Annotated in this window: 12 protein-coding genes, 3 tRNA genes, 2 rRNA genes, 1 other RNA gene and 1 other annotated feature (1 of these 19 running past the window's edge); of the genes, 4 read left to right on the top strand and 14 right to left on the bottom strand. The window is 44.8% G+C overall.

Translation table 11 applies throughout. The features are described from left to right. The 11 genes from MHH79_RS00170 to tadA form a co-directional block, all read right to left on the bottom strand. Positions 1-797 (bottom strand): 23S ribosomal RNA (locus MHH79_RS00170) (it extends 2,131 nt beyond the left edge of the window). Positions 798-878: 81 nt separating this feature from the next. After that, positions 879-954: transfer RNA gene (locus MHH79_RS00165), tRNA-Ala, on the bottom strand. Between the two features lie 11 nt (positions 955-965). After that, a tRNA-Ile gene (locus MHH79_RS00160) sits at positions 966-1,042 on the bottom strand. Positions 1,043-1,144: 102 nt separating this feature from the next. Continuing rightward, positions 1,145-2,694, bottom strand: a 16S ribosomal RNA gene (locus MHH79_RS00155). The 16S and 23S rRNA genes sit together here with 2 tRNA genes alongside, the layout of an rRNA operon. 244 nt (positions 2,695-2,938) lie before the next feature. Next, positions 2,939-3,202, bottom strand: coding sequence for a sigma-K factor-processing regulator BofA (gene bofA / locus MHH79_RS00150; protein ID WP_015382553.1), 264 nt, complete (start codon positions 3,200-3,202; stop codon positions 2,939-2,941). A 66-nt stretch (positions 3,203-3,268) separates the two neighbouring features. After that, positions 3,269-3,493: a YaaL family protein gene (locus MHH79_RS00145; RefSeq protein ID WP_003242387.1), complete on the bottom strand. Its 225-nt coding sequence runs from the start codon at positions 3,491-3,493 to the stop codon at positions 3,269-3,271. 17 nt (positions 3,494-3,510) lie between these two features. Then, entirely contained in the window at positions 3,511-4,107 is a 597-nt protein-coding gene (recR, locus tag MHH79_RS00140) for a recombination protein RecR (protein ID WP_003225425.1), read from the bottom strand. A 14-nt stretch (positions 4,108-4,121) separates the two neighbouring features. After that, positions 4,122-4,445: a YbaB/EbfC family nucleoid-associated protein gene (locus tag MHH79_RS00135; RefSeq protein WP_003225427.1), complete on the bottom strand. Its 324-nt coding sequence runs from the start codon at positions 4,443-4,445 to the stop codon at positions 4,122-4,124. A 23-nt stretch (positions 4,446-4,468) separates the two neighbouring features. Further along, complete coding sequence (gene dnaX / locus MHH79_RS00130; protein WP_029317164.1) at positions 4,469-6,160, bottom strand: DNA polymerase III subunit gamma/tau; 1,692 nt, start codon at positions 6,158-6,160, stop codon at positions 4,469-4,471. A 129-nt stretch (positions 6,161-6,289) separates the two neighbouring features. Next, an RNA gene (ffs, locus tag MHH79_RS00125) (signal recognition particle sRNA large type) lies at positions 6,290-6,554 on the bottom strand. Between the two features lie 82 nt (positions 6,555-6,636). Then, positions 6,637-7,122, bottom strand: a complete 486-nt coding sequence (gene tadA / locus MHH79_RS00120) for a tRNA adenosine(34) deaminase TadA (protein ID WP_015482684.1) — start codon at positions 7,120-7,122, stop codon at positions 6,637-6,639. 85 nt (positions 7,123-7,207) lie between these two features. On the opposite strand from tadA, the gene MHH79_RS00115 reads away from it, so the two are divergent. The 4 genes from MHH79_RS00115 (at position 7,208) to dck (ending at position 10,478) form a co-directional block, all read left to right on the top strand. Further along, positions 7,208-7,753, top strand: coding sequence for an isochorismatase family cysteine hydrolase (locus MHH79_RS00115; protein WP_003226786.1), 546 nt, complete (start codon positions 7,208-7,210; stop codon positions 7,751-7,753). 63 nt (positions 7,754-7,816) lie between these two features. Continuing rightward, positions 7,817-9,106, top strand: coding sequence for a glycoside hydrolase family 18 protein (locus MHH79_RS00110; protein WP_080467407.1), 1,290 nt, complete (start codon positions 7,817-7,819; stop codon positions 9,104-9,106). 98 nt (positions 9,107-9,204) lie between these two features. Next, complete coding sequence (gene dgk, locus MHH79_RS00105) at positions 9,205-9,828, top strand: deoxyguanosine kinase (protein WP_003226790.1); 624 nt, start codon at positions 9,205-9,207, stop codon at positions 9,826-9,828. Continuing rightward, positions 9,825-10,478 (top strand): deoxyadenosine/deoxycytidine kinase, encoded by a 654-nt coding sequence (gene dck / locus MHH79_RS00100; RefSeq protein WP_003226792.1) that lies wholly within the window; start codon positions 9,825-9,827, stop codon positions 10,476-10,478. The genes dgk and dck overlap by 4 nt, the downstream gene beginning before the upstream one ends. 111 nt (positions 10,479-10,589) lie before the next feature. On the opposite strand, the gene MHH79_RS00095 is transcribed toward dck, so the two are convergent. From MHH79_RS00095 to pdxT, 3 genes are all read right to left on the bottom strand, one after another. Continuing rightward, positions 10,590-10,682: transfer RNA gene (locus MHH79_RS00095), tRNA-Ser, on the bottom strand. Positions 10,683-10,815: 133 nt separating this feature from the next. After that, positions 10,816-12,093: a serine--tRNA ligase gene (serS, locus tag MHH79_RS00090; protein ID WP_003247131.1), complete on the bottom strand. Its 1,278-nt coding sequence runs from the start codon at positions 12,091-12,093 to the stop codon at positions 10,816-10,818. A gap of 56 nt (positions 12,094-12,149) precedes the next feature. Further along, positions 12,150-12,362, bottom strand: a binding site (T-box leader). A gap of 52 nt (positions 12,363-12,414) precedes the next feature. Beyond that, positions 12,415-13,005, bottom strand: a complete 591-nt coding sequence (gene pdxT, locus MHH79_RS00085) for a pyridoxal 5'-phosphate synthase glutaminase subunit PdxT (RefSeq protein ID WP_003226797.1) — start codon at positions 13,003-13,005, stop codon at positions 12,415-12,417. Positions 13,006-13,026: the final 21 nt, after the last annotated feature.

The raw sequence follows: 13,026 nt of genomic DNA, 5'->3' as shown, positions 1-13,026 counted from the left end.
TTCAACGTGCGTGGGTTCGGGCCTCCATTCAGTGTTACCTGAACTTCACCCTGGACATGGGTAGATCACCTGGTTTCGGGTCTACGACCACGTACTCATGCGCCCTATTCAGACTCGCTTTCGCTGCGGCTCCGCATCTTCTGCTTAACCTTGCACGGGATCGTAACTCGCCGGTTCATTCTACAAAAGGCACGCCATCACCCGTTAACGGGCTCTGACTACTTGTAGGCACACGGTTTCAGGATCTCTTTCACTCCCCTTCCGGGGTGCTTTTCACCTTTCCCTCACGGTACTGGTTCACTATCGGTCACTAGGGAGTATTTAGCCTTGGGAGATGGTCCTCCCGGATTCCGACGGAATTTCACGTGTTCCGCCGTACTCAGGATCCACTCAGGAGAGAACGAAGTTTTGACTACAGGGCTGTTACCTCCTATGGCGGGCCTTTCCAGACCTCTTCATCTACCTCGTTCTTTTGTAACTCCGTACAGAGTGTCCTACAACCCCAAGAGGCAAGCCTCTTGGTTTGGGCTGATCCCGTTTCGCTCGCCGCTACTCAGGGAATCGCATTTGCTTTCTCTTCCTCCGGGTACTTAGATGTTTCAGTTCCCCGGGTCTGCCTTCTCATATCCTATGAATTCAGATATGGATACCACTCCATTACGAGTGGTGGGTTTCCCCATTCGGAAATCTCCGGATCAAAGCTTGCTTACAGCTCCCCGAAGCATATCGGTGTTCGTCCCGTCCTTCATCGGCTCCTAGTGCCAAGGCATCCACCGTGCGCCCTTTCTAACTTAACCGTTAAAAAGAATCACTATGTGATATCTTGTATTACTAATTGAATGTGATGTCTACTGTTATCTAGTTTTCAAAGAACACGTTGGTGGAGCCTAGCGGGATCGAACCGCTGACCTCCTGCGTGCAAAGCAGGCGCTCTCCCAGCTGAGCTAAGGCCCCGTTATATAAGATGGTGGGCCTGAGTGGACTCGAACCACCGACCTCACGCTTATCAGGCGTGCGCTCTAACCAGCTGAGCTACAGGCCCATCTTAACTTATTTAAGGAACAAAGTTCCTTCAAAACTAAACAAGACAGGGAACGTTCTGTTTATAAGACCCAAGGTCTTATATTCCGTATAATATCCTTAGAAAGGAGGTGATCCAGCCGCACCTTCCGATACGGCTACCTTGTTACGACTTCACCCCAATCATCTGTCCCACCTTCGGCGGCTGGCTCCTAAAAGGTTACCTCACCGACTTCGGGTGTTACAAACTCTCGTGGTGTGACGGGCGGTGTGTACAAGGCCCGGGAACGTATTCACCGCGGCATGCTGATCCGCGATTACTAGCGATTCCAGCTTCACGCAGTCGAGTTGCAGACTGCGATCCGAACTGAGAACAGATTTGTGGGATTGGCTTAACCTCGCGGTTTCGCTGCCCTTTGTTCTGTCCATTGTAGCACGTGTGTAGCCCAGGTCATAAGGGGCATGATGATTTGACGTCATCCCCACCTTCCTCCGGTTTGTCACCGGCAGTCACCTTAGAGTGCCCAACTGAATGCTGGCAACTAAGATCAAGGGTTGCGCTCGTTGCGGGACTTAACCCAACATCTCACGACACGAGCTGACGACAACCATGCACCACCTGTCACTCTGCCCCCGAAGGGGACGTCCTATCTCTAGGATTGTCAGAGGATGTCAAGACCTGGTAAGGTTCTTCGCGTTGCTTCGAATTAAACCACATGCTCCACCGCTTGTGCGGGCCCCCGTCAATTCCTTTGAGTTTCAGTCTTGCGACCGTACTCCCCAGGCGGAGTGCTTAATGCGTTAGCTGCAGCACTAAGGGGCGGAAACCCCCTAACACTTAGCACTCATCGTTTACGGCGTGGACTACCAGGGTATCTAATCCTGTTCGCTCCCCACGCTTTCGCTCCTCAGCGTCAGTTACAGACCAGAGAGTCGCCTTCGCCACTGGTGTTCCTCCACATCTCTACGCATTTCACCGCTACACGTGGAATTCCACTCTCCTCTTCTGCACTCAAGTTCCCCAGTTTCCAATGACCCTCCCCGGTTGAGCCGGGGGCTTTCACATCAGACTTAAGAAACCGCCTGCGAGCCCTTTACGCCCAATAATTCCGGACAACGCTTGCCACCTACGTATTACCGCGGCTGCTGGCACGTAGTTAGCCGTGGCTTTCTGGTTAGGTACCGTCAAGGTACCGCCCTATTCGAACGGTACTTGTTCTTCCCTAACAACAGAGCTTTACGATCCGAAAACCTTCATCACTCACGCGGCGTTGCTCCGTCAGACTTTCGTCCATTGCGGAAGATTCCCTACTGCTGCCTCCCGTAGGAGTCTGGGCCGTGTCTCAGTCCCAGTGTGGCCGATCACCCTCTCAGGTCGGCTACGCATCGTTGCCTTGGTGAGCCATTACCTCACCAACTAGCTAATGCGCCGCGGGTCCATCTGTAAGTGGTAGCCGAAGCCACCTTTTATGTTTGAACCATGCGGTTCAAACAACCATCCGGTATTAGCCCCGGTTTCCCGGAGTTATCCCAGTCTTACAGGCAGGTTACCCACGTGTTACTCACCCGTCCGCCGCTAACATCAGGGAGCAAGCTCCCATCTGTCCGCTCGACTTGCATGTATTAGGCACGCCGCCAGCGTTCGTCCTGAGCCAGGATCAAACTCTCCGATAAAGTAGTTTGACTGACTACGCACATCGCTGTGCGATTTATAAAAATGAATTAACAGGTACGTTTTGTCTTGTTTAGTTTTCAAAGAACTTTGTTTACCGCTCGTTTAAGCGACTTTATTATCATAACATTTACCGCCGCTACTGTCAACAACTTTTTAACATTTTCTTTTCGAAAAAGCTGTTCGTCATCAGCGACGTATATTAGAATAACACCTTCAATTGTCTAAGTCAATACATAATATCAATTAAATGATAAATTGCTTAATAACGACTAACGCAGCTATTCCGGGTACCCCTAAAATTCCGCTGATAGCTGTTGTAACCAGATTAATCGGCACATGAATGCCAAGACTGCCGCCAAACATATTTACACAAACCAGCAGCAAAGCACCTGCCACAAATTTAACAGCTGTGATGCCCATCCACTTTAAAGGCTTTGCAGCTGAACCTGATAAAAAAAGAAGAATAACCAGTCCTAAAATAATCCCAATAATAAAAATAGGCTCCATGAATCTTCTCATCTCCTTCGCTTGTTCTAGTACAAGCTTATGAGAAGATCCAGGAGTTTAGACCACTTACTTCCACCGGCTGATTTTTAAATTTCGCTGCTTCGCTTCCCTTAAGTAAAAAAAATACTTCGCTTCAGCTACTTTCAGTTCGTATAACACTTCAGCAGACGGTTCTAAGCTTTTTTCAACCAGCTTTTTTTGCCTGTTCCACTCTTCCTTTTGCTTAAAAAGCTGCTCGGTTAGTTTTTCATCAAACTCTCTTCTTAATGTTTTCTTGCGAAGAAAACCCATGGATCGCTTTTTCCTCCTTACAATTCACGTCTTCCTTCAAGTGCTTTAGAAAGAGTGACCTCGTCAGCATATTCCAAGTCACCGCCGACGGGCAGTCCGTGGGCAATACGGGAGAGCTTAATACCAGACGGCTTGAGGAGCCTAGATATATACATCGCCGTTGCTTCCCCTTCTATATTAGGGTTTGTCGCGAGAATCACTTCTGTCACTTGATCATCCTGTAATCGTTTTAACAATTCTGGTATTTTAATATCCTCCGGTCCGATGCCGTCCATTGGAGAAATAGCGCCGTGAAGAACGTGATACTGTCCGTTGTATTCCTTCATTTTCTCCATAGCGATAACATCCTTAGGGTCTTGCACAACACAGATAACAGACTTATCCCTGCGCGTATCTTCACATATATAGCAAGGGTCCTGATCTGTAATATGCCCGCAAACTGAACAATATGTCAGGTTGCGTTTCGCATTTACTAATGCTTTCGCAAAATCTAATACTACATCTTCTTTCATACCTAGAACAAAAAAAGCCAGACGAACCGCTGTTTTCGGTCCGATCCCTGGCAATTTCATAAAGCTGTCAATCAGCTTTGATATTGGTTCAGGATATTGCATGTTCTTTTATCCCCCTAGAATAAACCTGGCATGTTCATTCCCTTTGTAAATTGACCCATTGTTTCGTTTGTGATTTCGTCAACTTTTTTCAAAGCTTCATTCGTTGCAGCAAGCACTAAATCTTGAAGCATATCAATATCTTCAGGATCAACGACTTCTTCTTTGATGATAACATCCAGGATTTCTTTTTGGCCGTTTGCTTTTACTGTTACCATACCGCCGCCTGCAGTTCCTTCAACAACCTTTTCTGCAAGCTCTTCTTGAGCCTTCGCCATGTCCTTTTGCATTTTTTGCATTTGTTTCATCATTTTTTGCATATTACCCATTCCGCCACGCATAGCATTCACTCTCTTTCATTTTGTTAGTCTTTTATTTCAATTAGATCCGCTCCAACAAGCTTTTTCGCTTCGGCAATAAGCGGGTCTTCTTCAGCCGGTTCATTTGATCCTTCATTTTCCTGCTGATGATCTTCTAAAAATTCTTCTCTTATTTTACCCCATTGTGCTTCTGGAACGCCAATCAAATCCATTCTTTTTCCGAGCATCGATTCTAAAATCTGCTCAAGATTAGTCCGGACTCCGTTGTTATCCTCAGCGACCATTTTACAATGAATTTCATATTTGAATTTCAGAACAAATGCCGCCGATCCGGCAGCCACAGGTTCACTGTCATTCAGCAAAGCGGCATGTGATACTTTGTTTTGCTGTTTGAGATGAGCAAGAAGCTTGCCCCAACTGTTTCTGAGCAGATCAAGATCCGGTCTTGTGGCTTCCTTCAAAATCTCATGAATTCTGCCTACTGGCGCTTTGTAATTGGATTTCCCGCCCTTTGGCACACGCGGCGCTTCTTTTTTCGGGCTTTCCGCAGCTGCTTTTATGCCCGTTGTTTTGAGCCGCTCTACTTCCTGTTCGAGCTGCTGGATTTTTTTCATCAGCATATCCACTTCCGGGAGATCAGCAGCAGATTGATGTGAGGTTTGGCAAATCTTCACAACGGCCACTTCGAAAAAGATACGCGGATGATTTGTCCATTTCATTTCCTGATGGCTCTTGTTCAGAATATCAATCATTTCATATAGGGCCTGAGCCGGAATTTGTTCACTTAGTTCCCGGAACGTTTCATCGACTTTTACTTTCTCAAGCACTCCCTCTAAGCCAGGGGCTGTCTTGTACAGCAGCATGTCCCTGAAATAGAAAATCATATCTTCTATCAGCTTAGCTGGATCTTTTCCTTGCTGAAGCAATTCATTTAATGTTTCCAGTGCGTCAGAAACGTTTTTATCATGCAGGGATTGTGCAAGCTTCCCGATATATAATTGAGAAACAGCACCCGTAATTAAAAGCGCATCTTCGACTTTCAGGATATCGCCGCTGAATGATATGGCCTGATCAAGAAGGCTCAGGGCATCCCTCATCCCTCCGTCTGCAGCACTCGCGATGATATCCAGCGATCCTTCCTCCACTTGCAGCTGTTCAGCATCAACAATTTTATTCATGCGGCCTACAATCGCTTGGGAGGTAATTCGTTTAAAGTCAAAACGCTGACATCTAGAGATAATGGTTAAAGGAATTTTGTGCGGTTCAGTTGTTGCTAATATGAAAATACAATGCTCAGGCGGCTCTTCTAATGTTTTTAGTAATGCATTAAAAGCGCCGATAGAAAGCATATGCACCTCATCTATGATATATACCTTATATGTGACGGCCGATGGGGCAAACTTCACTTTATCGCGAATGTCACGAATCTCATCAACACCGTTATTAGAAGCGGCGTCAATTTCTATGACATCGGATATTGACCCGTTTGTTATCCCTTTACAGGCCGCACATTCGTTGCATGGCTCATCAACAGGAGCATGTTCACAGTTGACAGCCTTAGCAAATATTTTGGCTGCACTGGTTTTTCCGGTTCCTCTTGGCCCGGAAAACAGATAGGCGTGAGAAAACTTTTTTTGCAAAAGGGCATTTTGCAGCGTTTTTGTAATGTGTTCTTGTCCGACCACATCTTCAAAGCGCTGAGGCCTGAATACTCGATATAAAGCTTGGTAACTCACGGGTTTGCCCTCCTCCGTTATTCATCATTCCCATTATACATGAACCTTGTTTCGATTCCAAAAGCTCTTTTTACATAACAAAAAACTCACCTAATGTTAGGTGAGTCTGAAAATTTGATGATTGATTTACCGTGCACCTTCTGTCGATTCGCTACCCTAAGCGTTACTTAAGCAGTTAGCTCGGCCCAGGCAACCCTGCGGCACATGAGAGGTTTCACTTAATGCTGCTTCCTTCCGGACCTGACATGGTTCATGAATTCCCATTGCGCAGGACCCAAACGTCAACACCACTTACTTAAGGCAGGCCTTAAAGTAAACGAACCTCGAGAAGGGATTCGGCCCTGCTAGAGCGGATTGCAGGTACAGGGCACCGCTACCTCCCCGCTTAGCACGGCAAAATAAATATCAAATTTTATGTTGCATCTATTACGATGCACACTTAAGTATATCTGTTTCCCCTAAAAATTGCAACCGTACTATTCAGACAAGTTTTTCCTGGCGGCTTTCTTCTTTTTTCTTAGTTCTCTGAAAAACGCACTGAGCATTCCGCCGCATTCTTCCTCAAGCACACCGCTCACCACTTCAGCCTGATGATTAAAGCGATCCTCCTGAAGAAGGTTCATTAGCGTGCCTGAACAGCCGCCTTTCGGATCAAATGCGCCAAAAACCACTTTTTCCACTCGAGAAAGTACGACTGCACCAGCACACATTGGACAAGGCTCAAGCGTCACATAAAGAGTCGCACCCTCCAGCCGCCATGTTCCCAGTGCCTTACACGCTTCATCAATTACAAGCATTTCTGCATGGGCAATAGATCGCTGTTCAGTCTCTCTTAAATTATGTGCACGCGCTATAATTTCATCATTAACGACAAGCACCGCACCTATCGGCACTTCACCTTTCTCTTCAGCCTTTTTCGCTTCTTTAATTGCTTCTTTCATATAAAGTTCATCTTGTGTCATAAGGATAAGCTCTCTTTTCAAAGTTTTTTCATTGCCTAAAAAGGCTACATATTAACTATAACTGAAACGGAAAGGAGACTGTCGATTGTCCAAAGCAGATACAGCCCTTCTCATTGTAGACATGATCAATAATTTTGAATTCGATATGGGAGAAACCCTCGCTAAAAAAACAGAAAAAATCGTTCCTCATATTTTATCATTAAAGGAGCACGCGAGACAAAATGAATGGCCGATTATTTACATCAATGATCATTATGGACTTTGGCAAGCTGACATTAAAAACATTCAGCAAGAATGCACAAATGAAAGAAGCAAGGATATCATCACAAAGATAGCTCCGGAAGATGCTGATTATTTTTTAATCAAACCAAAACATTCCGCTTTCTACGAAACTGCACTTCACACCCTTCTTACTGAGTTGCAGGTGAGACATATTATCTTAACAGGTATAGCCGGCAATATATGTGTGCTGTTTACTGCTAATGACGCTTATATGAGGGAATACAGCATCACGATTCCTAAGGACTGTATCGCGTCAAACAGTGACGAAGATAACGAATTCGCCTTAACCATGATGGAGAATGTTCTTTTCGCAGAAATTACGACGGAAGAACAAATTACAGAAAAGTAAACATGATCAGCGCTTTTCTTTCATACATTGATAGCGATATGAAAGGAGGCGTTTTTCATTCAAATTTATGTTGTAAAACAAGGCGACACTCTTTCTGCTATCGCTTCACAATACAGAACAACCGCAAATGAGATCACTGAAACGAATGAAATACCGAATCCCGACAGCCTTGTTGTCGGACAAACCATTGTCATTCCAATAGCTGGCCAGTTCTATGATGTGAAGCGAGGTGATACCCTGACATCCATCGCCCGGCAGTTCAATACAACAGCAGCCGAGCTCGCAAGGGTTAACCGCATCCAGTTAAATACCGTGCTTCAGATTGGTTTCCGTTTATACATCCCACCAGCTCCTAAACGAGACATCGAATCAAATGCTTATTTGGAGCCCCGAGGAAATCAAGTCAGCGAAAATCTCCAGCAGGCGGCCAGAGAAGCGTCACCCTACTTAACGTACCTTGGCGCATTCAGCTTCCAGGCACAGCGTAACGGAACCTTAGTCGCACCGCCTTTAACGAATTTAAGGAGCATTACAGAGAATCAAAACACGGCATTGATGATGATTATAACGAACCTAGAAAACCAGGCATTCAGCGATGAACTCGGCCGGATCCTTTTGAACGACGATACTGTAAAAAGAAGACTTTTAAATGAAATAGTCGAGAATGCAAAAAGATATGGTTTCTATGATATTCATTTTGACTTTGAATATTTGCGGCCTGAGGATAGAGAAGCCTATAACCAATTTCTCCGCGAAGCAAGGGATCTTTTCCATCGAGAAGGCTTAGAAATTTCTACGGCGCTTGCCCCAAAAACAAGCGCAACACAGCAGGGCAGATGGTACGAAGCCCATGATTACAGAGCCCATGGCCAAATCGTCGACTTTGTTGTTCTCATGACATATGAATGGGGCTATAGCGGCGGGCCGGCTCAAGCTGTTTCTCCAATCGGGCCTGTTCGGGATGTCATAGAATATGCTTTGACTGAAATGCCTGCGAATAAAATTGTCATGGGCCAGAATTTATATGGGTATGACTGGACACTGCCATACACAGCTGGCGGAACTCCGGCAAGAGCAATAAGCCCTCAACAAGCCATTGTCATTGCCGATCAAAACAATGCAGAAATTCAGTATGACCAAACCGCTCAGGCCCCTTTCTTCCGCTATACTGATGCAGAAAACAGAAGACACGAGGTATGGTTCGAGGATGCCCGCTCGATTCAAGCAAAATTCAATCTGATTAAAGAGCTGAATTTAAGAGGCATCAGCTATTGGAAGCTGGGTCTTTCCTTTCCGCAAAACTGGCTGCTGCTGTCTGATCAATTTAATGTTGTCAAAAAGACGTTTCGATAATTTGGAAACGTCTTTTTTTCATGGGGGCACCCAAGGGTTGTGATACAATATGAAGGTCGGTAACTGACGCACGTTTTTCAGATATAAGGAGGATTCCGATGAATACAGCCCCTTTTATTGCAATAGAAGGTCCTATCGGGGCAGGAAAAACAACTCTCGCAACGATGCTCTCACAAGAATTCGGATTCCCTATGATCAATGAGATTGTAGAGGATAACCCGTACCTTGATAAGTTTTATGACAATATAGAGGAATGGAGCTTCCAGCTCGAGATGTTTTTTCTTTGTCACAGATACAAACAGCTTGAAGACACCAGTGATCACTTTTTAAAAAAGGGACAGCCTGTAATAGCTGATTATCATATTTATAAAAATGTGATTTTTGCGGAACGCACCTTGTCTCCACATCAGCTGGAAAAATACAAAAAGATATATCACCTGCTAACGGATGATCTGCCAAAGCCGAATTTCATCATTTACATAAAGGCCAGTCTGCCTACATTGCTACACCGCATTGAAAAACGCGGGCGCCCCTTTGAGAAAAAAATTGAAACTAGCTATTTGGAGCAGCTGATTTCAGATTATGAAGTCGCCATCAAGCAGCTGCAGGAAGCAGACCCTGAACTTACAGTGTTAACCGTAGATGGTGATTCAAAGGATTTCGTTTTGAATAAGAGCGACTTTGAACGCATTGCCGCCCATGTAAAGGAGCTTATCGTATGAAGGAACATCATATCCCTAAGAATTCAATTATTACAGTAGCAGGAACAGTAGGTGTCGGAAAATCGACTTTAACAAAAACTTTAGCTAAACGGCTTGGATTTAAAACATCTTTGGAGGAAGTCGATCATAATCCATACTTGGAAAAGTTCTATCATGATTTTGAACGTTGGAGCTTTCACCTTCAAATTTATTTCTTAGCTGAACGCTTCAAAGAACAGAAAACAATTTTTGAAGCCGGCGGAGGTTTTGTACAGGATCGTTCGATTTATGAAGATACAGGAATTTTCGCAAAAATGCATGCTGACAAAGGGACAATGTCAAAGGTTGATTATAAGACTTACACAAGCCTTTTCGAAGCAATGGTAATGACACCGTATTTCCCACACCCAGATGTGTTGATCTATTTAGAAGGAGATCTGGAGAACATTTTAAACCGGATTGAACAACGCGGCCGTGAGATGGAGCTTCAGACAAGCAGGTCTTATTGGGAAGAAATGCATACACGCTACGAGAACTGGATAAGCGGTTTTAATGCCTGCCCTGTTTTAAAACTTCGCATTGAAGATTATGATCTGCTGAACGATGAAAACTCGATTGAAAATATTGTAGATCAAATTGCTTCAGTTATTCATGATAATCAAAAAAAGTGAATCTCAGTCGAGATTCACTTTTTCTTTAAAATAAAAAATCCGCCGCACCGAATGCAACGGACAAAACAATCTCCAATATATGCTTGTGTTTCATTAGAATTAAAATCAATATGGCGGAGGAAGAGGGATTCGAACCCCCGCGGGCTTTGACACCCCTGTCGGTTTTCAAGACCGATCCCTTCAGCCGGACTTGGGTATTCCTCCGTATCGACAAGACTTACTATATCACGTATGTTCTCGTGTGGTCAAGCATTTTTAAAAACTTTTTTTGTTTTTATGAAAATGCCGTGTTTACATAAGCAAAAAGGCGCACCTTGTCAGGCCGCCTTTCCATAATTTACGGTTTCATTACTTCTCTATTCCCCATATAAGGACGAAGCACTTTCGGAATCACAACGCTTCCGTCTTCCTGCTGATAATTTTCTAATATAGCGGCAACTGTTCTTCCAACCGCCAGTCCTGAACCGTTCAGTGTGTGTACGTGCTCAGGCTTGCCTTTCGCTTCACGTCTGAAACGAATATTCGCACGTCTCGCCTGGAACGCTTCAAAGTTGCTGCAAGAAGAAATTTCTCGATATGTGTCTTGGCTCGGTATCCAAACTTCGATATCGTATTTTTTCGCAGCCGTAAAGCCTAAGTCACCCGTACACATGCTCATGACACGGTATGGAAGCTCAAGCAGCTGAAGAACCCGTTCTGCTTGGTTTGTAAGCTTCTCTAATTCTTCATAAGAATCTTCAGGCTTCACAAACTTTACAAGCTCAACTTTATTAAATTGGTGCTGACGAATTAATCCGCGTGTGTCACGTCCTGCTGAACCAGCTTCAGAACGGAAGCAAGCACTGAATGCCGCATAGTTGATCGGCAGGCTGTCACCTGAAAGGATTTCATCGCGATGCATGTTTGTAATCGGCACTTCCGCCGTTGGAATTAAGAAATAATCTTCTTCCCTGATTTTAAATGCATCCTCTTCAAATTTAGGAAGCTGCCCCGTTCCCGTCATGCTTGCGCGGTTTACCATATATGGCGGGATCACTTCAGTGTAGTTATACTCATCAACATGCAGATCAAGCATAAAGTTATAAAGCGCACGCTCCAGACGAGCACCTAAGCCTTTATAGAACACGAAACGGCTTCCTGTTACTTTGGCGGCACGTTCAAAATCCAGAATACCCAGCTCATCCGCAATATCCCAGTGCGGCTTCGGCTCATAAGCAAATGAAGGCTTTTCACCCCATTTACGCACTTCTACGTTGTCGTCTTCTGTTTCACCGACAGGTACAGACTCATGCGGAATATTTGGGATTGAGAGAAGGATTGTATCAAGCTCAGCTTCCACTGTCCGTAATTCTTCATCAAGCTTTTTAATTTCCTCGCCGACTTCACGCATTTCTTTAATAATGTGATCCGCGTCTTTTTTCTCACGCTTCAGCACAGCAACCTGCTGAGAAACTTCATTTCGTTTTCCTTTTAACTCTTCAACCTTGCCGATAAGCTCTCTTCGTCTATCATCCAGCGCCTCAAACTTATCAAAATCAGTTAAGTCTTCGCCTTTGTGTACAAGCTTTGCTTTAATTTCTTGAAAATTTGCTCTCAGCATTTTCGTATCAAGCATGCGAAACACTCCTTTTTTTATTGATTTGTCGAAAATAAAAAGAGCCCTCATCCCCATAAAGGGACGAGAGCTCTCGCGTTGCCACCCTGATTGAAAACAAATCAAAGACTCGTTTTCCACTTTCAAACATAACGGTTATCCCGTAAATGCCTACTTGTTTCAGCATTTCGCTCAAGGATGGATTCAGACAGCATCTTTCACCGATTCGCACCAACCATCGGCTCTCTTAGAAAGAGAGGCTCCCTACTAGTTCCTATCAACGCTTTTCGATCTTTATTTGTGCTTATAATGTACTATAAGTTTCCACAGCTTTCAACTGTTTTATACAAGTGCCTTCTGCTTGTATTCCTCAACCATTTCAACAAACAGCTGTGTCACTCGGTGATCTTCTGTCAGCTCCGGATGGAATGAGCAGCCAAGGAATTGCCCCTGTTTCGCGGCTACAATACGACCATTATGCTCCGATAGAACTTCAACATTTTCACCAGCTTCTAAAATATGCGGAGCACGGATGAATACCCCTGTAAAAGGCTCGTCCAAGCCTTTAATTGTTAAATCAGCTTCAAAGCTGTCAACCTGCCGGCCAAATGAATTACGTTCTACAACCACATTCAGAAGACCTAAATGAGGATTATCTGAACCGGCAATTTCTTTTGCTAATATAATTAATCCGGCACATGTTCCAAACATCGGTTTGCCCTGAGCAGCGAATTCACGAAGCGGCTCCATGAATTGATACGTATCGATCAAACGGCGCATCGTCGTGCTCTCACCGCCCGGCAAAATCAACCCGTCAACTTCGTTCAGCTGCTCCGGACGTTTTACGACAAGACCAGCCGCGCCGCATGCTTCAATCGCATGGATGTGCTCTCTAACTGCTCCTTGAAGTCCTAGTACACCTATTGTTAACATGTCAGCAGCGCTCCTATGTTC

The organism is Bacillus sp. FSL K6-0993, assembly GCF_037977205.1.
Taxonomy (GTDB): Bacteria; Bacillota; Bacilli; order Bacillales; family Bacillaceae; genus Bacillus; species Bacillus subtilis.
This window is presented reverse-complemented; position numbering and strand designations above follow the sequence as displayed.